We start from the raw sequence: 23,602 nt of genomic DNA on the forward strand, positions 1-23,602 counted from the left end.
AGGCGTGCGGATGGCCAAAGCCATTGATGATTTCTGGGCGGCATTTCGATGCGCTTTGCGCATCAAAGCCGCCGGGGTCAATGCGCTGTCGCTGCGGTGACAGCACGCGCGCGCGGAAACCCGTGCGCGCAGGCCTTCCAGGCCAGCCACAGCGCGGGCACCAGCAGCACGATCAGCGACCAGGGCAGCGCGCCCGCGCCCCGGCTCTGCAGCAGCAGGCCGCCGATCAGCCCGCCGCCCGCAATGGCGATGTTCCATGCCGTCACCACCATCGACTGCGCCACGTCCGCCGCGTCGCCCGCGGCCTGCGCCGAGGCCGTCTGGAACAGCGTGGCTGCCCCGCCGAACGCCACGCCCCACACGGCCACCGCCACGAACACCACCGGCTGCGAACCTGTGAGCGCGCCCAGCAGCAGCGCGGCCACGGCAAAGGCCGCGGTGCTGGCCAGCACCAGCTCGCGCAACCAGCGGTCGATCAGCACGCCCGTCACCCAGATGCCCGCCAGCGAGGCCCCGCCGAACACCAGCAGCACCAGGTCGACCCGCGCGCCGAGCCCGGCGTGCGCGAGAAACGGCGCGATGTAGGTGTAGAGGATGTTGTGCGCCAGCACGAAGGCCAGCATCACCGCCAGCACCGGCCGCACGCCCGGCAGCAGGAAAACGCGCCGCACGCCCTGCTGGCGGCCCGCCGCCTGGCCGGGGAAGTCGGGCACCTGCCAGCGCACCCAGCCCAGCAGCAGCACCGAGAGCGCCGACATGATCAGGAACGCCGGGCGCCAGCCCACGCCGTTGCCCAGCAGCGTGCCGGCCGGAATGCCCAGCGACAGCGCCAGCGGCGCGCCCAGCATCGCCACGGCGATCGCGCGGCCCTGCATCGACGGCGCCACCATGCGCGCCGCCTGCCCGGCCAGCAGCGCCCACAGCAGCCCGGCGAACACGCCCGCGAAGAAGCGCGCGACCAGCGTCAGCGCGTAGCCGTGCGACAGCGCGGTGACCGTGTTGACGATCGCGAAGCCGCCGATGGCCAGCAGCAGCAAGGGCCGGCGGCGCCAGCTGCGCGTGAAGGCCACCAGCGGAATGGCCGCCACCAGCGAGCCGATGGCGTACACCGTCACCAGCTGGCCGACCAGTGCGGGCGTGACGCCCAGGCTCGCGCCGATCTGCGGCAGCAGGCCGGCGGGCATGGCCTCGGTCAGCACCGTGATGAAGCCGGCGGCGGCCAGCGCGAGCAGGCCCAGCAGCGGCAGCCCGGCCTCCGGGCGATGGGGTGTGTTCTTTTCATGCATGGACGGCGTCCCGCAGGTCGGCCACGAAGCGGCCCGACATGCCTTCGTAGAGCGTGTTGGTGAAGGCCACCACGCTGAGTTCGCGGGCGCGGTCGACGAACCACGCATGCCCGTAGGCGCCGCCCCATCGCCACGTGCCCACCGATTCCGGCGACGCCGCGGCCCCCGGGTCGTGCAGCACCGAGAAGCCCAGCCCGAAGCCATAACCCGGTGCGTCCGCCGGTCCCCAGGCGCCCGTGTGGTTGCGGCCCATGTCGTCCACCAGCGCTGGCGGCAGCAGCGGTGCACCACCGCCGCGCAGGGTTTCGAGCAGGCGCATGAAGTCGCCCGCGCTGCCGACCATGCCGGCGCCGCCCGAAGGAAACGCCGTGGCGTCGACGGCCCGCGCCGGGTCGAAGCGGATGCCGACGGTGCCCTCGAAAGACGCCGCGACGGTGGGCCCGTTCATGCGCCGCGGCGCCGTGCCCGGGGTGTTCACATAGGGCGTGGCCAGCCGGTCGTCGTGCGGCGCGGCGAAGAACCCGGTGTCGTGCATGGCCAGCGGGCCCGTCACCAGGGTGCGCACCGCGTCGGGCAAGGGCGCACCGCTGGCCGCCTCGACCACGCCGCCCAGTACATCGGTGGCCAGCGAATAGAGCCACGCCGTGCCCGGCGCGTAGAGCAGGGGCACCTGCGCGATGCGCCGCAGGTTCTCGGCCAGCGTGAGGCCGCTGCCGTCCATGCCGTCGGACACGCCGGCCCGCGCATGGGGGCCGTCTTCCGTGGGTTCGAAGAAGCGGTAGCCCAGCCCGGCCGTGTGCGTCAGCAGCTGCCGCAGCGTGAGGGTGGGGGCGCTGCCGTCCGGCAGGCGCGGGCGGAAATCCGGCAGCCAGCGCGTGACCGGGTCGTCCAGGCCGAGCCGGCCCTGGCCCGCCAGCACCATCGCGGCGGTCGACACGATCGGCTTGGACACCGAGGCCAGCCTGAACAGCGCGTCCTCGCGCATCGGCCGGCCGGCCTCGCGGTCCGCCAGTCCGGCCGCGCGGCGGTGCACCAGGCGCCCGCCGTGGGCCACCAGCACCACCGCGCCGACCAGCCGCTGGTCGGCCAGTGCCTGGTCGAGCACCGCGTCGATGCGCGACGGGTCCGGGCCACGCCAGCCGGCGGCTGTCGTGGAAGAACAAGAAGTTGAAGAAGGGGGAATTTCGTTGGCGAATGACATGCCGCCAACGATAGGAAGAAGCCGACTCCGGAAAAAGGGGGATACAGTTCCGCTCAATACGGACACCGATGTCCGCAATGGAGCGCCCGCATGGACAGCCTCAGCGGCTTCACCGTCTTCATCCAGGTGGCCGAAACCCGCAGTTTCGTCACCGCCGGCCGCGCGCTCGGCGTGTCGGCGTCCGCCGTGGGCAAGCGCGTGGCGCGGCTCGAAGAGCGGCTGGGCGTGCGGCTGTTCCACCGCAGCACGCGCAGCATCACGCTCACCGCCGAGGGCACGCTGTTCCTCGCGCGCAGCCGCCGCGTGCTGGCCGAGATCGAGGCCGCGGAGCAGGAGCTGTCGCACTCGGCCGGCGCGCCGCGCGGCAAGCTGCGGGTCAGCCTGCCGCTGGTCAGCTCGCTGGTGCTGCCGGTGCTGGCCGACTTCATGCGCGACCACCCGGCCATCGAACTCGACCTCGACTTCAGCGACCGGCTGGTCGACGTCATCGAGGAGGGCTTCGACGCCGTGGTGCGCACCGGCGAGCCGGCCGATTCGCGGCTCTCGGCGCGCCGGCTCGGCGTTTTCTCGCAGCTGCTGGTGGCCTCGCCCGACTACCTCGCGCGCCACGGCACGCCGCAGACGCTGGCCGACCTCGCCGGCCACGCCTGCCTGCATTACCGCTATCCCGCCACGGGCAAGGTCGAGGTCTGGCCGATGCGGCCCATGCCCGACGGCAGCGAGTGCCGACCGCCCGTCTCCATGATCTGCAACAACATGGAAACCCGCCTGTGCTTCGCCGAGCGCGGGCGCGGCATCGCCTGCCTGCCCGACTTCAGCGTGCGCGCCGCGCTGGCCGCGGGCCGGCTGCGCAGCGTGCTGCCGGGGCTGGTGCGGCCGCACACCATCGGCCTGGGCGTGCTGTGGCCTTCGGGGCGGCATCCGTCGCCCAAGCTGCGGGCCTTCGTCGACTTCCTGGGCGCCCATCTGTTCGCGCCGCAGGACGAAGCCTGTATGGGTATCCAGTTGTTTGGCGGCGACTGACTACAATCCGCCCCCATGGCGACTCCCCCCAAGACTCCCCCCAGTTCATCGTCCGCGTCCTCCGGCTATTCCGAGGGCTCCATCCGCGTGCTCAAGGGCCTCGAGCCCGTCAAGCAGCGCCCGGGCATGTACACCCGCACCGACAACCCGCTGCACATCATCCAGGAAGTGCTCGACAACGCCGCCGACGAGGCGCTGGCGGGTTACGGCAAGAAGATCAAGGTCACGCTGCACGCCGACGGCTCGGTCGGCATCGAAGACGATGGCCGCGGCATTCCGTTCGGCATGCACCCTGAAGAACATGCGCCCGTGGTCGAACTGGTGTTCACCCGGCTGCACGCCGGCGGCAAGTTCGACAAGGGCTCGGGCGGCGCCTACAGCTTCTCGGGCGGGCTGCACGGCGTGGGCGTGTCGGTGACCAACGCGCTGTCCAAGCGGCTCGAGGTCACCTCGCACCGCGAAGGCTCCATCGCCAGGCTGGCCTTCAGCGCCGGCGACGTGATCGAGCAGCTCGAAATCCGCAAGCTCGAGGCCGGCGAACGCAAGCAGGGCACCACCGTGCGTGCCTGGCCCGACGCCAAGTACTTCGAGACCGCCGCGCTGCCCATGGGCGAGCTCACGCACCTGCTGCGCAGCAAGGCCGTGCTGATGCCCGGCGTGAGCGTCACGCTGGTGAACGAGAAGACCAAGGAAAGCCAGCAGTGGCTCTACAAGGGCGGCCTGAGCGACTACCTCATGCAGACGCTCAACGGCGACCCGGTCATTCCGCTGTTCGAAGGCAGCGGCCATGCCGACAAGAACGCCGACAACTTCGCCGAAGGCGAGGGCGCCGACTGGTGCGTGGCCTTCACCGAAGACGGCCAGTCGGTGCGCGAGAGCTACGTCAACCTGATTCCCACCAGCGCCGGCGGCACGCACGAAAGCGGCCTGCGCGACGGCCTGTTCACCGCGGTGAAGGGCTTCATCGAGCTGCACTCGCTGCTGCCCAAGGGCGTGAAGCTGCTGCCGGAAGACGTGTTCGCGCGCGCCTCCTACGTGCTCAGCGCCAAGGTGCTCGACCCGCAGTTCCAGGGCCAGATCAAGGAACGCCTGAACTCGCGCGACGCCGTGCGCCTGGTGTCCAGCTTCGTGCGCCCCGCGCTGGAGCTGTGGCTCAATCAGCACGTCGACTACGGCAAGAAGCTCGCCGAACTCGCCATCAAGGCCGCGCAGACGCGCCAGCGCGCCGGCCAGAAGGTCGAGAAGCGCAAGGGCTCCGGCGTGGCCGTGCTGCCCGGCAAGCTGACCGACTGCGAGAGCAAGGACATCAGCCACAACGAGGTGTTCCTGGTCGAGGGCGACTCCGCCGGCGGCAGCGCCAAGATGGGCCGCGACAAGGAAAGCCAGGCCATCCTGCCGCTGCGCGGCAAGGTGCTCAACACCTGGGAAGTGGAGCGCGACCGGCTGTTCGCCAACACCGAAATCCACGACATCTCGGTGGCCATCGGCGTCGATCCGCACGGCCCCACCGACTCGCCCGACATGAGCGGCCTGCGCTACGGCAAGGTCTGCATCCTGAGCGACGCCGACGTGGACGGCTCGCACATCCAGGTGCTGCTGCTCACGCTGTTCTTCCGCCACTTTCCCAAACTCATCGAAACCGGCCACGTGTATGTCGCGAAGCCGCCGCTGTTCCGTGTCGATGCGCCCGCGCGCGGCAAGAAGCCGGCCTCCAAGGTCTATGCGCTGGACGAGGGCGAACTGACCGCCACGCTCGACAAATTGCGCAAGGACGGCGTGCGCGAAGGCGCCTGGAGCATCAGCCGCTTCAAGGGCCTGGGCGAAATGAGCGCGGAACAATTGTGGGAAACCACGCTCAATCCAGACACCCGGCGCCTGATGCAGGTCCAATTGGGCCGGTTCGACTTCACATCCACCCAGGGCGAGATCACCAAGCTCATGGGCAAGGGCGAAGCGGCGGCGCGCCGCGAGCTGATGGAGCTTCGCGCCGACGACGTCGACATCGACGTCTGATTCCGACCGGAATATTCCTCACGACAGGACATGAACGGGCACAAGATCATTTGCGGTTCGCTGGCAGGGGGCTGCGCTGCAGGCGCCATCGGCATGCTCGTCGCAGAGGGCGACCCGGTGCGCGAGGTCGCGAACAGGTTCTTTGCCGGCGTCGGCGTGCTGCTGGCGCTCGTGTTCGTCTGGGCGGGCTGGTGGGACGACGCGGCCGACGACAACAAAGCCGCGGCCGGCCGGGCGGAGCGCACGGCGGCCACCGGTTGGCTGTGGTTGCGCCGGCTCGCCTGCTGGGGCGCCGCGTGCGTCGCCTGGCTGATGGCCGCGACCCTGCTCGCCGACGGCCTCCAGCCCGGGCAGGTGCCCGGCTTTCTCATGGCCGTGGCGCTCGGCGCCATGCTGATCCGGGCCGGCCTCAAGGGCTTCGGCCGCAAGCGAGGCATGGGCGACGATGCCGCGGTCCACGCCGAGCGCCGCAAGCGCTACGGCTGGTGGTTCTGAGGCCCGGGCCCGCACCGTCATGACCCGCTGGCTCCGTCCGTTCGCGCTGTGTGCGGCACTCGTGCTGTCGCAGCAGGGCGCGCACGCGGCCGACATCTACGGCTACATCGACAGCAAGGGCGTGGCGCACTTCGCTTCCGAGAAGATCGACGAGCGCTACCAGATCTTCTTTCGCGGCGGCCAGAGCTTCGACACGGCGCAGGGCCTGTCGCCGCTGGGCCGGGGCGGGCGCAAGCTCGACGGCAAGGTGCCGCCGGCCTCGCAGACGCTCCTGGCCATGTTCGAGGCCTCGCCCAGCTACAAGACCGCCAAGGCGGCGCTGCGCGATGCGTCGAGCAAGCATGCGATCGACTACGAGCTGCTGCAGGCGCTGATCGCCACCGAGTCGGGCTTCGACGCGCAGGCCGTCTCGCCCAAGGGCGCCATGGGCCTGATGCAGCTCATGCCCGCCACCGCGCAGCGCTACGGCGTCGCGGCGGACAAGCGCAGCACCATCGAGAAGAAGCTGTTCGACCCGCGCATCAACATCGCCGCCGGCTCGCGCTACCTGCGCGACCTGATCGCCATGTTCCCGGGCCAGATCGAACTGGCACTCGCCGCCTACAACGCGGGCGAGGGCGCGGTGCAGCGCGCGGGCAACAAGATCCCGAACTACAAGGAAACGCAGAACTACGTGCAGACCGTGCTGCAGCTCTATGCGTACCTGAAGCCGTCGGTCGCGGCCACGGGCGGGCGCGGCAGCATGGGCGGCATGAGCGGAGCCGGTGGCGCGGCCCGCGGCGGCAAGGCGCCCGGGCGCATCCGCATGGAGCTGACGGTGCCGCAGGGCGGCGCCATCGGCCGCGGCAACATGCCCTCGGACGCCCCGCGCAGCCTGCCCGCCATGCCAGACGTTCCCGACATTCCCGACATTCCCGGAGCGCCCGCCGGGCCCACCGGCGCCGCCGAGGCGCCGGGCGCGCCCCTGTCCTGATGGAGGCCACCGCCATGCACCGCCGAAGCTTCGTCCTTGCGACAGCCGCCTGCGCCATGACGGGTGCCGTCACGCGTGCCGCGCACGCGCAGCATGCGGCCACGCACGACACCCTGCCGGGCGTGCCTTCGTCGGCCGAGCCCTACGCGCGCCTGCAGGGCGGCGTGCCGCACCACATGACGCCCGAGCAGGAGTCGCAGCGCTTCACCGACAGCCCCGCGCCGGCCGGCCCGCAAGGCCGCTGGACGCCGCGCGCGGCGCTGCCGATCCCGCGCAGCGAGATGGCCTGGGCCACCGCCGCGCAAGGGCGCATGCACGTGGTCGGCGGCTACGGCGAAGGCAAGGTCAACCGCGACTACCACCACATCTACGACCCGCAGGCCGACCGCTGGCTCGACGGCGCGCCGCTGCCGCGCGGCGCCAACCACGTGGCGGTGACGGCCGAAGGCGGCCGCGTGTATGCGCTCGGCGGCTTCGTGGAGCAGAACCGGCGCTCCGACACCCACGCCTACGTCTACGACATCGCGGCCAACCGCTGGAGCGCCATCGCGCCGCTGCCGCGCCCGCGCGGCGCCGCCGCGGCGGTGATGCTCGACGGCGCGCTGCACCTGATCGGCGGCGCGTCCGAGCCCGCGGCGGAGCGCGCCAGCGTCGGCTGGCACGAGGTCTACGACCCCAAGGCCGACCGCTGGACGTCGGCCAAGCCGCTGCCCGGCGCGCGCGACCATGTGGGCTGCGTGGCGCACGGCGGCCGGATCCACGTGGTCGGCGGGCGCTTCAACACCTTCGAATACAACACCGACCTGCACCACGTCTACCTGCCCGCGCGCGACACCTGGGAGCTGCGTTCGCCGCTGCCCACCGCGCGCTCGGGCCACGGCCTCGTGGTGTACCGCGGCCGCTTCTTCGCCATGGGCGGGGAGGGCGGCACTCTCGTGGGCGGCGTGCCGCGCCAGGCCCGGGTGTTCGGCCAGATGGAAAGCTACGATCCCGTGGACGACACCTGGCAGCGCCATGCACCCATGACCACCCCGCGCCACGCCGTGGGCGCGGCCGTCATCGGCGACTGGATCTACGTCGCGGGCGGCGGCGCGGTGCTCGGCGGCGCCGTGCAGTCCGCGGTGCACGAGGCCTTCACACTGGGCTGAGCGCGAGCTTCGCGCCCAGCCTGCAGCAACTGTTTTTCTCACCAGCTCTTTCATGGACTCTCAACCTCCGCTCGACCTCCAGGGGCCCACCGACGGCGACACCACCCTGACGCTTGCCGACTACGCGCAGACCGCCTACCTCGAATACGCGCTCAGCGTGGTCAAGGGCCGCGCGCTGCCCGATGTGTCCGACGGCCAGAAGCCGGTGCAGCGCCGCATCCTGTACTCGATGTCGCGCATGGGCCTGGGCTTCGGCGGCACCAACGGCACCGTGGGCGCCAAGCCCGTGAAGAGCGCGCGCGTGGTCGGCGACGTGCTCGGCCGCTTCCACCCGCACAGCGACCAGGCCGCGTACGACGCGCTGGTGCGCATGGCGCAGGACTTCTCGCAGCGCTATCCGCTGGTCGACGGCCAGGGCAACTTCGGCAGCCGCGACGGCGACGGCGCCGCGGCCATGCGCTACACCGAGGCGCGCCTGGCGCGCATCACCAGCCTGCTGCTCGACGAGATCGACGAAGGCACGGTCGACTTCATTCCCAACTACGACGGCAGCACCGAGGAGCCGCGCCTGCTGCCCGCGCGGCTGCCCTTCACGCTGCTGAACGGCGCGAGCGGCATCGCCGTGGGCCTGGCCACCGAAATTCCGAGCCACAACCTGCGCGAGATCGCCGACGCCTGCGTGGCGCTGATCAAGTCGAACGGCAAGCTCAGCGAAGAAGAGCTGCTGGCCATCGTGCCCGGCCCCGACTATCCGGGCGGCGCGCAGATCATCAGCAACGCCACCGACATCGCCGATGCCTACCGCACCGGCCGCGGCTCGCTCAAGGTGCGCGCGCGCTGGAAGATCGAAGAGCTCGCGCGCGGCCAGTGGCAGCTGGTGGTCAACGAGCTGCCGCCGGGCGTCAGCACGCAGAAGGTGCTCGAGGAAATCGAGGAAATCACCAACCCCAAGGTCAAGGCCGGCAAGAAGGCGCTCTCCGCCGACCAGACCCAGCTGAAGGCCGCGATGCTGTCGGTGCTCGACGTGGTGCGTGACGAGTCCAGCAAGGACGCCGCCGTGCGCCTGGTGTTCGAGCCCAAGACCTCGCGCATCAGCCAGGAAGAGTTCATCACCACGCTGCTGGCGCAGACCTCGCTGGAGACTTCGTCGTCGATCAACCTGACGATGGTCGGCATCGACGGCAAGCCCACGCAGAAGTCGCTGCGCCAGATCCTGAACGAGTGGATCGCGTTCCGCGAAGTCACCGTCGAGAAGCGTTCGCGCCACCGCCTGAACAAGGTGCTCGAGCGCATCCACATCCTCGAGGGCCGGCAGCTGGTGCTGCTGAACATCGACGAGGTGATCGCGATCATCCGCGCGGCGGAAGACCCGAAGGCGGCGCTCATCGCGCGCTTCAACCTCAGCGAACGCCAGGCCGAAGACATCCTTGAAATCCGCCTGCGCCAATTGGCGCGGCTGGAGGCCATCAAGATCGAGCAGGAACTGAAGGGCCTGCGCGAAGAACAGAAGAAGCTCGAGGACATCCTCTCCAGCCCGGCCACCTTGCGCCGCCTGCTGGTCAAGGAAATCGAGAGCGACGCCAAGACCTTCGAGGACCCGCGCCGCACGCTCATCCAGGCCGAGAAGCGCGCCGTGGCCGAAGTGAAGGTGGTCGACGAGCCCGTCACGGTCATCGTGTCGCAGAAGGGCTGGGTCCGCGCGCAGAAGGGCTGGGCCAGCGAGAAGGCCGCGGCGAATGCAGCCAACGGCGCGAACGGAGAGAAGGCCGCCGCGCCCGAGTACAGCTTCAAGTCGGGCGACGCGCTCTACGGCGCCTTCGAATGCCGCAGCGTCGACACGCTGCTGGTGTTCGGCTCCGCCAAGGACAAGAGCGTGCGCGTGTACACCGTGCCCGTGGCCTCGCTGCCCGGCGCGCGCGGCGACGGCCAGCCCGTCACCACGCTCATCGAGCTCGATGCCGGCACGCACGTCACGCATTTCTTCGCCGGCCCGGTGGGCGCCAGCGTGCTGCTGGCCAACACCGGCGGCTACGGCTTCATTGCCACGGTCGAGAACATGATGTCGCGCCAGCGCGGCGGCAAGGCCTTCATCGACGTGGGCGAGGGCGAGCAGATCTGCCGGCCTTCGCTGGTGGGCGGCGCCAGCGGCGCCGAGCCGATGCCCGCGGCCACGCACGTGGCCTGCGCGTCGACGGGCGGGCGCATCCTGACCTTCGACATCGCCGAGCTCAAGAGCCTGCCCAAGGGCGGGCGCGGCCTCACGCTGATCGACCTGGAACCCAAGGACACGCTGGCCGGCGCCGCGGCCTACACGCGCAGCGTGCGCATCGAAGGCATCGGCCGCGGTGCCAAGGAGCGCGAGGAAACGCTGGAAATCCGCACGCTCAACAACGCCCGCGGCAGCCGCGCGCGCAAGGGCAAGGCGGCCGACCTGGGCTTCAAGCCGTCGAGCGTGGTGCGGGTGCTGTGATGGGCGGCATCGACGTCAGCGTCATCGGCATCTTCATCGCCGTGGTCACGGGCCTCGGCAGCTACGTGGTGGGCCGGCACTTCCGCCAGAAGCGCGCGGCCAAGAAACGCGAGAAGAACCGCATCGCCTCGCAGGCGGGCGAGACGCGCCAGGTTCGCCGGGCGCGCGAGCGCAAGGAGCGCGGCTAGGCGGCAGTGGGCAGTGGGCAGGGGTGGCAGTGGGGAGCGATGGCGTCCCCGCTGCCTTGTGAATCCTGTGCGCTCTCGCTCTATTGCCGCGACAGGCCCAGCGCGTCGAGGATCTCCTTCTCGCGCTTCATCGCGTCCACCGCAAAGGCGCGATAGTCCTTCGCGCTCCTGTAGTCCGGCTCCATCTCGTAGCGGGCCAGCACGTCCTTGAACTCCTTCGTCGCCATGGCCTGCTTGAAGGCATCGTGCAGGCGCGCGGCAATCGCGGGGTCGAGGCCTCGCGGTCCCACCAGGCCCCAGGGCGAGGTCTGGACGATGTCCACGCCGCTCTCCTTGAGCGTGGGCACGCCGGGGTAGCGCGCCATGCGCCGGTCGCCCCACACCGCGATGAGGCGCAGCTTGCCGGAGTCCACGTAGGGAACGAACGCCGAGGTCTCGGCGGCCGAGTCGACCTGCCCGCCCACGATGGCCTGCAGCGATTCGGCGCTGCCCTTGTACGGAATGTGATTGAGCTGGATCCTGAAGTGCCGCGAGATCTGCTCCATCGTCAGGTGGTTCGTGGTGGCGATGCCCGGCGTGCTGTAGGTCAGCTTGCCGGGGTTGGCGCGGGCCTGCGCCACGTAGTCCTGCAGCGTCTTGATGGGCGAGCTCGCGGGCACCACGATGCCGAAGGCATAGCCGGTCAGGCCGATGACGTAGCTCAGGTCCTTGGACGGATGATGAGTTCCTTGGTGCGCCCCGAGATGAACAGCGCGCCGTCGCTGTCCTGGCGCGCGAGATCGCCGGTGTTGAACCAGCCCTCGCCGTCGATCGCCGCGGCCGTGAGCTCGGGGCTGCGGTAGTAGCCCTTCATCACGCCGGGGCCGCGCACCCACAGCTCGCCCGTGCCGCCGGCGTTCACGTCGTGCCCGTCGGCGGCGCGCACGCGCAACTCGACCCGCGCGATCGGCGGCCTCACCGAGCAATCGCCGCGCGGCGACGCCAGCCGCGTCTGCGAGATGGTGGGGCCGGTCTCGGTCAGGCCGTAGCCGTTGTGCAGTGTCTGGCCGAAGGCGCGCTCCACCTCGGCCTTGAGGCTGGGCGTCAGCGGCGAGCCGGCCACGCTGATGAGCCGCAGGCGCGGCGCGCCGATCGCCTGGATGGCCTCCATCGCCGCGTTGTTCTTGCGCGCCCATTCCAGCAGCCGCGCGAACAGCGCCGGCACGCCGGTGAAGATGGTGACGCCGTCGTGCCGCAGCGCGCGGGCCGTGGCCTCCACGGCTGCTGCAGTTCCTTCGGCGACTGGCGCGGCGAGGTGAACGCCATCGCCTCGCCGCTGCGCGTGGGCAAGGGCATGCCGCTGATGGTGCTGAGCGCGGCCGGCCCGCGCTCGATGCCGCCGGAGGTCTTCATGCAGGAGGTGCGCCCGCAGCTGCTCGAGACGGTGCATGCGATCGAGCGGCATTTCCGCAAGACGAGCTGATGTGCTGTCCCGCTGATACGTGAGCAAAGTCGATGGCGCTTCTCGAGAATCGCATCGGCGGTGGCAGTTCAGCGGAGCAGGGCACTAGCTCGGCTCGTCGTCCATGCGCGGCTGTGATTCGCGCGTGAGCGTCCTGGCCAGCAATCGCAAGGTACTCGCGCAGGCTGCAGTGGCCTCGGAAAGAACGGCACCGCGCCGATAGGCCAGCCCCAGGTCCATCGAGGGCACCGCGCTCGACACCACCGTTCTGCGAATGCGCCCGCCGTCGTGCGACCAAGGGCGAAACACCAGGTCCGACAGGATGGTCACGCCCACGTTCTGTGCCACGAGGCTGCGCACGGCCTCGATCGATTTGGTGCGGAACACGACCTTGGGCTTGAGCTTCATTGCGCCCCAGTAACGGCCCACGGTACTCACGTGCTCGTCCATGTCCAGCAGCACGAAAGGCAGCTCCGCGATCTCGCGCAGCGACACCGACTTCTGCGTCACCAGCGGATGGTCGAACGACGTCCACAACCGGCGCTCCGACTTCAGCAGGTTCTCGCGTCGAATGTCCGGCGCGCGCGAGAGATTCGACACCAGCACGACGGCCAGGTCGAACTCGCCGCCGCGCAGGCCATCCTCGATCTCGAGCCGGTTGCGCTCCACGGGTTCGAACTCGACCAGTGGCAATTGCCGGCGCATCGCGCCGATGATTTTCGGCAGCATGTACTCCGACACGGTGTCGGTGATGGCGATCTGCACCCGCCCCTCGACCGAAGACACGGAATTGCGCGTTTCCTCCACTGCCGCCTCGAGCGTGCGCAGCATGTGTTCGGCATGCCGTAGAAAACCCTCGCCCTGCACCGTGAGCCGCAGCCCTTCGGAGTGACGTGTGAAGAGCTGCACCTTCAGCGTGGACTCGAGGTTCTTGAGCGACGTGGTCAACGAGGGCTGGCTCACATAGCAGCGCTGGGCCGCGCGAGACACCTGCCCCGTGTGCGCGGCGGCAGTGAAGTGCTGCAGTTGCTTGATGGTGATCGACATAGGTCCATCCTATATCTCTCTATTGAAAATAGAAATTATGAATTCTCGACGGCAGTTCCTAACATCTGCGCAGCACGCCATTTCAGGCGTGTGACGAGGACGCCCACCGTTCCAGCAGCAGGAAAAACCCCATGCCATCGACATTGCAGACTTCCGCCGGCCCCGGCGCTCGCCCCCCTCGACCCGAAGAAGCCAAGGCCGACGCCGGGCTGCTGAGCCGCCTGGGACTGCGCTTCACGGCTTGGGCCGAGCGCTGGTTCCCCGACGCCTTCGTGTTCGCGGCCATCGCCGTGGTGGTGGTTGCGGGCGCCGCCATGCTCAACGGGTCCAGCCCGCAGGCGGTGGCCAGATCCTTCGGCGACGGCTTCTGGAGCCTGATCGTCTTCACGATGCAGATGGCGCTGGTGGCGATCGGTGGCTACGTGGTGGCGACCTCGCCGCCGGCAGCGCGGCTCATCCGCAAGCTGGCCGCAGTGCCCGTGTCGGGCAGGCAGGCCATCGCCTACGTGGCCGCCATCAGCATGATCCTGTCGCTCTTCAACTGGGGCATTTCGCTGATCTTCAGCGCGCTCTACGTGCGCGCGCTGGCCGGCCGCCTCGACCTGCGCATGGACTACCGGGCCGCGGGCGCCGCGGCCTATCTCGGCATGGGCGCGACATGGGCGCTCGGGCTCAGCTCGTCGGCGGCGCAGCTGCAGGCCAACGCCAGCAGCCTGCCCAAGAGCATCCTCGACATCACCGGCGTGATCCCTTTCAGCCAGACCATCTTCCTGTGGCAGTCGGCCGTCATGGCGCTGGTGCTGATCGTGGCGTCGGTGGCCGTCGCGCTGTGGTCCGCGCCCGGCGCCGCGCACGCGGTCACGGCACAGGACCTGGGCGTGGACCTCGGCGAAGCGAAGCCGGCAACCGCGGAGCCCGCCGAGCGCCGACCCGGTGAATGGTTCGAGCGCAGCCCGCTGCTCACGCTGCTGCTGTGCGCGCTGGGCTTCGGCTGGCTCGCGCAGGAGTTCATGGCCAAGAGCCCGTTGATCGCGATTTCCGGCCTGAACACCTACAACCTGTTGTTCCTCATGATCGGACTGCTGCTGCACTGGCGCCCGCGCAGCTTTCTTGACGCGGTGTCACGCTCGGTGCCGTCCACGGCTGGCGTGATCATCCAGTTCCCGCTGTACGGCGCCATCGCGGCCATGCTGACCGGCGCCAAGGGCGACGGCGGCATCACGCTGTCGGACCGCATCGCACACCTGTTCGTCAGCATCTCCAACGTCGACAGCTTCGCGGTGGTGATGGGCGCGTATTCCGCGGTGCTGGGCTTCTTCATTCCCTCGGGAGGCGGGAAGTGGATCATCGAAGCGCCCTACGTCATGCAGGCGGCCAACGACCTGAAAGTGCACCTGGGCTGGGCCGTGCAGGTCTACAACGCGGCCGAGGCGCTGCCCAACCTGATCAATCCGTTCTGGATGCTGCCATTGCTGGGCGTGCTTTCGCTGAAGGCACGCGACATCGTGGGCTTCACTTTCCTTCAGTTGCTGGTGCATGCGCCGCTGGTGCTCTTCATGCTCTGGTTCTTCGGCCGCACGCTGAGCTATGTCGCACCGGCGATCCCTTGATGCGCGACGTGGGGCAGGGGAACGATCGACAACAACGATGACCACTCCAACGGAGATCAAACAGGGCTACTGCACGCTTTGCCGCTCGCGCTGCGGCACGCTCAACGAGGTGCGCGGCGACATGCTGGTGGCGGTGCGGCCCGATGCCTCGCACCCTACCGGCCAGGCGATGTGCATGAAGGGAAAGGCCGCCCCCGAGCTGGTGCACAGTCCACATCGTCTGCGTTATCCGATGCGCCGCACGAACCCCAAGACCGACCCGAATCCAGGCTGGGTGCGCATCGGCTGGGAAGAAGCGTTGGCCGAGACCGCGCAGCGCCTGAACGCCATCAAGGCCGAGAGCGGGGCCGAGTCGGTCGTGTTCGCCGTCACCACGCCGAGCGGCACGCCGCTGACCGACAGCATCGACTGGATCGAGCGCTTCGTGCGTCTTTTCGGCAGCCCGAACATCTGCTACGCGACGGAGGTCTGCAACTGGCACAAGGATTTCGCGCACGCCTTCACCTTCGGTTGCGGCATGCCTGCGGCCGACTACGCGCAGGCCGAGCTGATCGTGCTGTGGGGCCACAACCCCGCGAACACCTGGCTGGCGCAGGCCAACGCCATCGGCCGGGGGCGCGCGAACGGCGCGAAGATGGTGGTGATCGATCCGCGCCCCACGGCACTCGCGCGGCAGGCCGATGCATGGCTGCCCGTGCGGCCCGGCACCGACGCGGCACTGGCGTTGGGGCTGGTTCACTTGCTGATTGCAGACGCGCGCTTCGACGAAGGTTTCGTGCGCGAGTGGACCAATGCGCCGCTGCTGGTGCGGAACGACAACGGACGCTTCCTGCGTGAGCAGGACCTGTGGCCCGATGCCGAAGACAACCGATTCGTGGCGTGGAACGACGCGCTGAACTGCGCGGTGCCTTATGACACCGGGCAGATGGCCAAAGCCCAGGGCGCGGCCCACTTCCGTCTGCGCGGCGCGGTCAAGGTCGACGCGTGCACACAGCGCCTGTCATGCACCCCGGCGTTCGAGCTTCTGGCCCAGGGCTGCGCTGCCTACACACCGACGGATGTCGAGCGCATCACCGGCGTTCCCGAAGCCTCGCTGCGCGTCGTCGCCGACCTCTTCGGCAGCTGCCGCCGCGTGGCCTATCACGCCTGGACCGGCATCGGACAGCACACCAATGCGACGCAAGCCGAGCGTGCGGTCGCCACGCTGTATGCGCTGTGCGGCAGCTTCGACCGCATCGGCGCGAACCGTGTTCGCGTCGGCCCGCGTGTCAATGCCGTCAACGCGCTCTCGCTGCTGCCCGATGCGCAGCGCGCCAAGGCGCTCGGCCTGCAGGAGCGCCCCATCGGCCCACCCGCGCACGGCTGGGTGACAGCGCGCGACACCTATCGGGCGATTCTCGAAGGAGAGCCTTACAAGGTGCGCGCGATGATGGCCTTCGGCACCAACTTGCCCGTGTCGCAGGCCGACACCGCGCTCGCGCATCGGGCGCTGTCGCAGCTCGAATTCCACGTGCACTGCGATCTGTTCGAAACACCCGCAGCCAGATATGCCGACATCCTGCTGCCGGTCAACACGCCATGGGAGCGTGAAGGCCTGCGCATCGGCTTCGAAATCGACGACCGCGCGGCCGGCTGGGTGCAGTTGCGCCAGCGCATGGTCGCGCCGCGCGGTGAATCGCGTTCCGACAACGAGATACTGTTCGAGCTGGCCGGCCGGCTCGGCATGGGCGACGACTTCTTTCGCGGCAGCCTCGACGCCGGCTGGAACCACATGCTCGCGCCGCTCGGCCTGACGGTCGACCAGTTGCGCTCCCGGCCCGAGGGCATCGCTTGCCCCATCGACGCGGGCGAGCAGAAGTACGCCCGCGCCACCGTCGACGGCGTGCGCGGCTTCGACACCCCGACACGCCGCGTCGAGCTCTATTCCGAAACCCTGCTGCACCACGGCCAGCCGCCCATCGCCAGCTTCGTCGAACCCGCAGACACGCCGCGCGATGCGCAGGCCACGCGGCAAGGCCGCTTCCCCTATGTGCTGAGCTCGGCCAAGAACGGCTTCTACTGCCACAGCCAGCACCGCAGCCTGCCGTCGCTGCGCAAGCGCGCGCCCGATCCGGTGGCCGAGCTGAGCCCCGCGCTGGCGGTGGCCAAGGGCATCGCGGACGGCGACTGGATGCGCATCCGCACACGCGTGGGCCAAGCCCGTTTTGTCGCGCGCATCACGCCGCAACTGGCGCACGACGTCATCGTGGCCGAGTTCGGCTGGTGGCAGGGCTGCACTGAACTCGACCGCGGTGGCTTGCCGGTCGAAGGTGCATTGAGCAGCAACTTCAACACCCTGATCTCCGCCGACAGTTGCGACCCGGTGAGCGGCTCGGTGCCGCACCGCTCCTTTCTTTGCGACATCGAACGCGACCCCGCCACCGAGACACGGCAGCGCAAGTGGCAGGGCTTTCGTTCGTTCCGCGTCAGCGAACTGCGGCCCGAGGCGCAGGGCGTGTTGGGCATTCACTTCGAGCCGGTCGACGACGGCGAGTTGCCCGATTACCGTCCCGGCCAGCACGTTGAGGTGCAGCTGCATCTGCATGACGGCACGCAGATCACGCGCGCCTATTCGCTCACGGGCGCGGCCGAGATGCACGGCCGGCGTGGCTACAGCGTGGCCGTGCGCCATCAGCGTGGCCGCTCGGCCGACGGCATGCCGTTCGAGGGTCGTGTGTCCAGCCACCTGCACCGTGCGCTGAAGGTCGGCGACACCATCGGCCTGCGCGCGCCGTCGGGCGGCTTCGTGCTGCCGCGCCAATCGCCGCAGCCGTTGGTCTTTTTCGCGGGCGGCATCGGCATCACGCCCTTCATCAGCCTGCTCGAATCGCTGCCCGATGGCGCGACCGGTCCGGCTGTCTGGCTCTACTACGCCAACCTGAACAGCGAGACCCACGCGTTCAGGAAGCGCATCGCGCAGCACCTCGCGCGGCTGCCGCAACTGCGGGTCATCGATCATTACAACGCACCGCTGCCGACGGATCGCCAAGGCATCGACTACCAGTCGGACCGCTATATCGACGCGAGCGTGGTGGACGACGCGCTGATCGCCCGGCGCGCCCGCTTCTACATGTGCGGACCGCCCGCCATGATGGACGCCGTGACCGCCGGGCTGGAGGCGAGAGGTGTTCCGCGCTTCGACATCTTCAGCGAGGTGTTCCGCTCGCCTGCCGCTGTGCCCACCGATGGCGACCAGCACTTTGCTGTCGGCTTCGCGCGCTCGGGCCGCGACCCCGTGACGTGGACACCCGCGCAAGGCACCTTGCTGACGTTCGCCGAATCGCTCGGCCTGCAGATGGCCAGCGGCTGTCGTGTGGGGCAATGCGAGAGTTGCGCCGTGCGCCTGCTGGCGGGCAAGGTCCGCCACCTGCACGGCAGCGAGCCTGAAGACCCGGCCATGTGCCTGACCTGCCAGGCCGTGCCGCTGGAAGACGTCGTGCTCGATGCATGACGGCTCTTGCGCACTTCATTCATTTCACTTTCTCGATCCGCACGCACATGAAATTCATCGACACCGAAAGCACCCGCCGGGCGCTGCCCTTCGACCGCCTGATTCCGGCATTGCGCGAGATGTTCGTCGAGGGCTGCGAAGTGCCGTTGCGGCACACGCATTCGCTCCAGGCTGCGACGGACGGCCCACCCCAGACCGTGCTGATCATGCCGGCGTGGCAGCACGACCGCTACCTGGGCATCAAGACCGTCGCCATCTTTCCGGGCAATTCGCAGCGGGGCCTGCCGGGCCTCTTCTCGACCTATGTGTTGTACGACGCGCGCACGGGCGAGCCGCTGGCGCAGATCGACGGCAACGAGATCACGTCACGCCGCACGGCGGCCGCATCGGCGCTGGCCGCGTCCTACCTTGCGCCGCCGGATGCGCGCAGCCTGCTGGTCGTCGGCTGCGGGCGTGTCGGCAGCCTCGTTCCCGAGGCTTTGCGCGTCGTGCGTCCCATCGAACGCGTGATGGTGTGGGACCGTGACGAATCGGCGGCGTCGGTGCTCGCCGCGCGCTTGCGCGCACAGGACATCGACGCGACCGTCGCATCCGACCTTGGCAGAGCGGCCGGCAACGCCGACATCGTGAGCTGCGCCACGCTTGCCACTCAGCCGGTGATCCAGGGTGCGTGGTTGCGCGCGAGCAACCATCTGGACCTGATTGGCAGCTTCACGCCGCAGATGCGCGAAGCCGACGACGCCTGCTTTGTGGGCGCGCGCCTGTTCGTCGATACGCCGGAGGCGCTGCAAAAAAGCGGTGACCTGCTTGGGCCGATGTCGCGTGGCGTCTTGGCTGCCGGCGATGTGGCCGGGACGCTGTCCGAACTGACGGGCGGCAAGGTGCAGGGGCGAACCGAAGCCCATGGACGGACTGTCTTCAAGGCGGTCGGTACTGCGCTCGAGGATCTTGCCGCCGCGATGCTGGTATTCAGGAGTTGTTCCTAGGCAGAGACGCTCCCGCGGGTCGTACTGGATTGGGCACAGGCCGTGCCCATCGACGTTGCTCACACATCACTGTGACAGGACACTTGCCCCCGGCCTGGCTACTTCAGCCCCACCCACCATCGCGTGTTGGTGCGCGCCTGCCCCACGGTCACCACCTCGCCGATCACCGGCGTCGCCAGCTCGATCTTCTTCGCCTCGGTGAGGTCCGCGATGCGGTCCAGCGGGTCGTGCCAGGTGTGGAAGGCGAGGTCGAAGGTGCTGTTGTGCACCGAGAAGAACACCTTGCCGCGCAGGTCCTCGAAGGCCTGCACGCTCTGCTCGGGCGTCATGTGCACGGCGGGCCACATGGCGTCGTAGGCGCCGTTCTCCATCAGCGCGATGTCGAAGCCGCCGAAGCGATCGCCGATCTGCTTGAAGCCGGGGAAGTAGCCCGAGTCGCCGCTGTAGAAGATGCGCTGGTCGCCGCTTTGCACCACCCACGAGGCCCACAGCGTGCGGTCGCGGTCGCCCAGCGTGCGGCCCGAGAAGTGCTGCGCGGGCGTGGCGGTGAGCTTCACGCCGTCGTGCTCGCCGCCTTGCCACCAGTCGAGCTCGGTCACGCGCTCGGCCGGCACGCCCATGACCACCAGCCGCGTGCGCACGCCCAGCGGCACGAAGTAGCGCTTCACGGTCTTCGAGAGGTACTCGATGGTGGCCACGTCGAGGTGGTCGTAGTGGTCGTGCGAGAGGATCACGCCCTCGATGGGCGGCAGCTGCTCGAGCGTCATGGGCGGCTGGTGGAAGCGCTTGGGCCCGGCCCATTGCACCGGCGACACGCGCTCGCTGAACACCGGGTCGATCAGCCAGTACTTGCCGCGCAGCTTGAGCAGGTGCGACGAATGGCCCAGGCGCGCGACATGGTTGGTGTTGGCGTCGAGCGCGTCGAGCGTGGCCCTGTCGAGCGGCTTCACCGGAATGGGGTCGACCGGCACGCTGTCGACTTTGCTGCCGACGATGAAGCGCGACCAGATGCGCCAGGCGCTGGCCTGCGCGGGCAGGTCGGGGTTGGCCATGTTGTGGAAGCCGCCGTCCTTGAATTGGGGCGAGTTGTCGTAGCGGGCTTCGCCACCGGCGGCGCCGCAACCGGCGACGAAGGCGCAGCCGGCTGCTGCCAATGCGGTACTGCGGCGCAGGAGTTGCGGCAGGTAGGAGCCCTGCGAGCCTGATTCATCAGCCATGGGAGAGCCTTCTTGCTTGTGTTTGTCGGATGGCTGGAGATTAGCCATGGCGGGTGTTTCAATGGTTTCAGCCGTAGAAACATTCGGGGCGCAGGGGCATATCTTTTTTGTTGCTCTCGTTCGTGGGGTGCGTGCGAAGAGCACCCCGTCGGCGTGGGCGCACCCCGCACCGCGCGAGGCGTTCGAACCCGGTCCTACGCCATGCGCTGTATGGCAGGCAGCAACAAACCGATTCACACTGAAAAGCTTCATCGGCTTTTCGAAGAGACGGGCACGTTCATGAGCAGCAATCGCTATCCCATCATCTACGTGCGCGGCTACGCCATGACCGAGGCCGAACGCGACGACACCGCGGCCGACCCGTTCTGCGGCTTCAACCTGGGCTCCACGGTGTACCGCGCCACGGTGAAGAAGGAAGCGCCTGCGCAGAAGTTCGTCTTCGAGTCGCCCGTGGTGCGCCTGCTGGCCGACTACCAGTACCAGAGCGTCTACCAGAACGGCCTGGACATCCTCGACCCCGACTGGAAGCCCTCGCCCGACGAAACCGGCAAGGACGTCGACGGCCTGCCGTCGGCCTCGATCATCATCTACCGCTACTACGACGCGGGCTCCGAGCTGCTCGGCGACGGCCAGTCGAAGGACGTGAAGGTGTACGCGCAGGGCCTGAGCCAGCTGATCCTGCGCGTGCGCGAGCTGGTGGTGCAGCGCGAAGGGCCGGGCTATTCGGCCGGCGACTTCCGCTGCTACCTTGTCGCGCATTCGATGGGCGGGCTGGTGGTGCGCGCCTTCCTGCAGAACACCTCGCTCGGCGACGCGGCGGCGCGCCAGTGCGTCGACAAGGTGTTCACCTATGCCACGCCGCACAACGGCATCGACATGGGCGGCATCAACGTGCCGGCCTGGCTCACGGCGGCCGAGATGAACACCTTCAACCGCGAGAAGATGTCGGAGTTCCTGGACACCGCGCCGGTCAACGGCCGCATGGACTACCTGCCGCCCAGCGCGTTCCCGGCCGAGCGCGTGTTCTGCATGGTCGGCTCCAACCGCGGCGACTACGAAAGCGCCAAGGGCCTGGCGCGCATGTTCGCGGGCCACGGCAGCGACGGGCTGGTGCGCATCGAGAACGCCTCGCTCTGGACCAGCGACGCCGCGGGCAAGACACAGCCGGTGGCCACCGCCTACACCTACCGCTCGCACTCGGGCTTCTTCGGCATCGTCAATTCCGAGGAGGCGTACCAGAACCTGGTGCGCTTCCTGTTCGGCGACGTGCGGGTGGACCTGTGGTTCGACGTCGACGGCGTCACCTTGCCGCCCGACCTGCCCGCCGGCGCCGACGTCGATGCGCTCTACCAGGTCGAGCTGCTGGCCGCGCCGCGCGGCAAGCGCTGGTACCTGAGCCGGCGCGTGGCGGAAGAAGACTCGCCCGCCTGCCGCACGCACAAGGAGCTGACCAACCCCGCCACGGCGGACCGGCGCGCCATCTACCTGTCGACCGTGTTCCTGGCGAACAGGGCGCGCGTGAAGCAGGACCGCCCCACGCTGGCCTACGCCATGACGCTGGGCGTGCGCGTGCCCGACTACCAGGTCAACAACAAGTTCTGGCTCGACGGCCACTACGAGGGCAGTTCGCTGTTCCGCGACACGCTGGTCATCGAGATCGCGCCGCCCGCGGCGGACGACCCGGCGCAGGACTGGAACGTCAAGTACGGCTGGCAGACCGACACGGCGGGGCAGGCCTCGCTGCCCATCAGCCCCAAGCAGCTGGCCGGCGGCAAGCTGCAGTTCGTGGTGCCGCTGTCGAGCCTGGGCACCGCGCCGTCGGCGCCGGGCATCAGCGGCAAGGTCAGGCTGGAGGTCAGCGCCTGGGAGTAGGGCCCTGGGGCCTGGGAGTAGACCTGGGAATGGGCCTGGGAATGGGCCTGGGAATGGGCGTGGGAGAAGGCCTGGGGACAGCGCCAAGGGCGGGGTTCCGGTAAGCCCGGGGTCAGGCCGGAGCGGTCACAATCGCGCCGACCATGCATTACCTCCTCTTCATCGGCGCCCTGTTGTTCTTCGCCTTCATGACGCCGGTCAAGCTGGCGGTGGCCGTCGGCGCGCTGGTGCTGTTCGTGACCGTGGTGGTCAAGGTGTCGGCCCAGGTCGTGGGGGGTGTGTCGCCGACGCTGGGCGAATCGTTCCGCTCGGTGTTCTATGCCTCGCTGCTGGTGGCGCTGGCGCTGCTGGCGTTCCTGAGCTTCACCGGCGGCGTGGCGGTGCACCACGTCGAGGGCTGGCCCGCGGTGGCCGTGCTGGCGGGGCTGTTCGTGGCCTACACGCTGGGCTTCCAGCTGGGCATCGGCACCTCGTTCGGCGCCAGCGCGATGGTGGCGCTGATCTCGACGCTGCTGTCGGGCGCCATCCTCTGGTCGGTCAGGAACCTGGCGTTCTGACCCCGTCCCTTTCATCTTCTCTCCTCCTCATTCCCTCGCACTCGCCCATGAAAACTGCCGTCCTCGTGATCGATGTCCAGCGTGGCCTTTGCGACGATCCGCCGCGCCCCCACGAGTCCGAGGCCGTGATGCAGCGCATCAACGCGCTCACCGAACGTGCCCGCGCGGCCGGCGTGCCGGTGGCCTTCATCCAGCACGAGAACGCGGTCGACCTCGAATTCGACTCCGAGCGCTGGCAGCTGGCCGGCGCGCTGCGGACCGACGCGCGCGACGCGAAGATCCGCAAGACCACGCCCGACTCGTTCCTGCGCACGCCGCTGGACGCGTGGCTGTCGGAGCATGGCGTGCGGCGGGTGGTGGTCTGCGGCTACTCGTCGGAGTTCTGCGTGGACACCACCACGCGCCGCGCCGCCGCGCTGGGCTACGAGGTGGTGCTGGCGGCCGACGCGCACACTTCGCACGACAAGGCGCATGCCACGGGCGCGCAGATCCGCGCGCACCACAACGCCACGCTGTCGGACATCACGAGCTTCGGCGTGCCGATTCGCGCGGTGCCCGCCGCCGACATCGCGCTGGCGGGCTGAG

20 protein-coding genes are annotated in these 23,602 nt (G+C 69.1%); 14 read left to right on the forward strand and 6 right to left on the reverse strand.

Annotated elements, in window-relative coordinates; translation table 11 throughout:
* Positions 1–77: 77 nt before the first annotated feature.
* Both BM013_RS21150 and BM013_RS21155 read right to left on the reverse strand, forming a co-directional pair.
* Complete coding sequence (locus BM013_RS21150) at positions 78–1,286, reverse strand: MFS transporter (protein WP_093129625.1); 1,209 nt, start codon at positions 1,284–1,286, stop codon at positions 78–80.
* A complete protein-coding gene (locus BM013_RS21155; RefSeq protein ID WP_093129626.1) occupies positions 1,279–2,487 on the reverse strand; it encodes a serine hydrolase domain-containing protein in 1,209 nt (402 codons plus the stop codon). The genes BM013_RS21150 and BM013_RS21155 overlap by 8 nt, the downstream gene beginning before the upstream one ends.
* A gap of 90 nt (positions 2,488–2,577) precedes the next feature.
* On the opposite strand from BM013_RS21155, the gene BM013_RS21160 reads away from it, so the two are divergent.
* From BM013_RS21160 to BM013_RS21190, 7 genes are read left to right on the forward strand one after another with little or no spacing between them, the layout of a single operon-like run.
* Positions 2,578–3,510, forward strand: coding sequence for a LysR family transcriptional regulator (locus BM013_RS21160; RefSeq protein ID WP_093129627.1), 933 nt, complete (start codon positions 2,578–2,580; stop codon positions 3,508–3,510).
* 15 nt (positions 3,511–3,525) lie between these two features.
* A complete protein-coding gene (locus tag BM013_RS21165) occupies positions 3,526–5,523 on the forward strand; it encodes a DNA topoisomerase IV subunit B (protein WP_093129628.1) in 1,998 nt (665 codons plus the stop codon).
* Between the two features lie 30 nt (positions 5,524–5,553).
* Positions 5,554–6,018 carry a hypothetical protein gene (locus BM013_RS21170; protein WP_093215846.1) on the forward strand — a complete coding sequence of 155 codons (465 nt, stop codon included), beginning with the start codon at positions 5,554–5,556 and terminating at the stop codon, positions 6,016–6,018.
* A gap of 19 nt (positions 6,019–6,037) precedes the next feature.
* Positions 6,038–6,991 (forward strand): lytic transglycosylase domain-containing protein, encoded by a 954-nt coding sequence (locus tag BM013_RS21175; RefSeq protein ID WP_093129630.1) that lies wholly within the window; start codon positions 6,038–6,040, stop codon positions 6,989–6,991.
* A 14-nt stretch (positions 6,992–7,005) separates the two neighbouring features.
* Positions 7,006–8,139, forward strand: a complete 1,134-nt coding sequence (locus tag BM013_RS21180; RefSeq protein WP_093129935.1) for a Kelch repeat-containing protein — start codon at positions 7,006–7,008, stop codon at positions 8,137–8,139.
* A 52-nt stretch (positions 8,140–8,191) separates the two neighbouring features.
* Positions 8,192–10,609 (forward strand): DNA topoisomerase IV subunit A, encoded by a 2,418-nt coding sequence (gene parC, locus BM013_RS21185; protein ID WP_093129631.1) that lies wholly within the window; start codon positions 8,192–8,194, stop codon positions 10,607–10,609.
* The gene (locus tag BM013_RS21190) at positions 10,609–10,797 is read left to right on the forward strand and encodes a hypothetical protein (RefSeq protein WP_093129632.1); all 189 of its coding nucleotides are present in this window, start codon (positions 10,609–10,611) and stop codon (positions 10,795–10,797) included. Before parC ends, BM013_RS21190 begins: the two co-directional genes overlap by 1 nt.
* An 80-nt stretch (positions 10,798–10,877) precedes the next feature.
* On the opposite strand, the gene BM013_RS21195 is transcribed toward BM013_RS21190, so the two are convergent.
* On the reverse strand, positions 10,878–11,459 hold the full coding sequence (locus BM013_RS21195; protein WP_256221593.1) for a tripartite tricarboxylate transporter substrate binding protein: 582 nt from the start codon (positions 11,457–11,459) through the stop codon (positions 10,878–10,880).
* Positions 11,460–11,497: 38 nt separating this feature from the next.
* Complete coding sequence (locus BM013_RS21200; RefSeq protein WP_256221594.1) at positions 11,498–12,055, reverse strand: class I adenylate-forming enzyme family protein; 558 nt, start codon at positions 12,053–12,055, stop codon at positions 11,498–11,500.
* A 36-nt stretch (positions 12,056–12,091) separates the two neighbouring features.
* Here BM013_RS21200 and BM013_RS41820 point away from each other — a divergent pair, with 36 nt between their 5' ends.
* Entirely contained in the window at positions 12,092–12,259 is a 168-nt protein-coding gene (locus BM013_RS41820; protein ID WP_256219958.1) for an IclR family transcriptional regulator, read from the forward strand.
* Between the two features lie 84 nt (positions 12,260–12,343).
* Here the strand turns inward: BM013_RS41820 and BM013_RS21205 are convergent, their stop codons facing one another.
* Complete coding sequence (locus tag BM013_RS21205; RefSeq protein ID WP_093129634.1) at positions 12,344–13,285, reverse strand: LysR family transcriptional regulator; 942 nt, start codon at positions 13,283–13,285, stop codon at positions 12,344–12,346.
* Between the two features lie 131 nt (positions 13,286–13,416).
* Between BM013_RS21205 and BM013_RS21210 the strand changes: the two genes are divergently transcribed.
* From BM013_RS21210 to BM013_RS21220, 3 genes are read left to right on the forward strand one after another with little or no spacing between them, the layout of a single operon-like run.
* Positions 13,417–14,895: a short-chain fatty acid transporter gene (locus BM013_RS21210; RefSeq protein WP_256219959.1), complete on the forward strand. Its 1,479-nt coding sequence runs from the start codon at positions 13,417–13,419 to the stop codon at positions 14,893–14,895.
* 37 nt (positions 14,896–14,932) lie between these two features.
* The gene (locus BM013_RS21215) at positions 14,933–18,385 is read left to right on the forward strand and encodes a molybdopterin-dependent oxidoreductase (protein WP_093129635.1); all 3,453 of its coding nucleotides are present in this window, start codon (positions 14,933–14,935) and stop codon (positions 18,383–18,385) included.
* A 47-nt stretch (positions 18,386–18,432) separates the two neighbouring features.
* Positions 18,433–19,371 (forward strand): bifunctional Delta(1)-pyrroline-2-carboxylate/Delta(1)-piperideine-2-carboxylate reductase, encoded by a 939-nt coding sequence (locus BM013_RS21220; RefSeq protein WP_093129938.1) that lies wholly within the window; start codon positions 18,433–18,435, stop codon positions 19,369–19,371.
* Between the two features lie 98 nt (positions 19,372–19,469).
* Here BM013_RS21220 and BM013_RS21225 read toward each other — a convergent pair whose 3' ends face one another.
* Positions 19,470–20,588 (reverse strand): MBL fold metallo-hydrolase, encoded by a 1,119-nt coding sequence (locus tag BM013_RS21225; RefSeq protein ID WP_093129636.1) that lies wholly within the window; start codon positions 20,586–20,588, stop codon positions 19,470–19,472.
* 279 nt (positions 20,589–20,867) lie between these two features.
* On the opposite strand from BM013_RS21225, the gene BM013_RS21230 reads away from it, so the two are divergent.
* From BM013_RS21230 to BM013_RS21240, 3 genes are all read left to right on the forward strand, one after another.
* On the forward strand, positions 20,868–22,460 hold the full coding sequence (locus BM013_RS21230) for an esterase/lipase family protein (RefSeq protein WP_093129939.1): 1,593 nt from the start codon (positions 20,868–20,870) through the stop codon (positions 22,458–22,460).
* Positions 22,461–22,603: 143 nt separating this feature from the next.
* Positions 22,604–23,017, forward strand: a complete 414-nt coding sequence (locus tag BM013_RS21235; RefSeq protein ID WP_093129637.1) for a hypothetical protein — start codon at positions 22,604–22,606, stop codon at positions 23,015–23,017.
* A gap of 47 nt (positions 23,018–23,064) precedes the next feature.
* A complete protein-coding gene (locus BM013_RS21240; RefSeq protein WP_093129638.1) occupies positions 23,065–23,601 on the forward strand; it encodes a cysteine hydrolase family protein in 537 nt (178 codons plus the stop codon).
* Position 23,602 lies beyond the last annotated feature (1 nt).

Origin of the sequence: Variovorax sp. OK605, from assembly GCF_900115445.1 — a bacterium.
Classification (GTDB): Bacteria; Pseudomonadota; Gammaproteobacteria; order Burkholderiales; family Burkholderiaceae_C; genus Variovorax.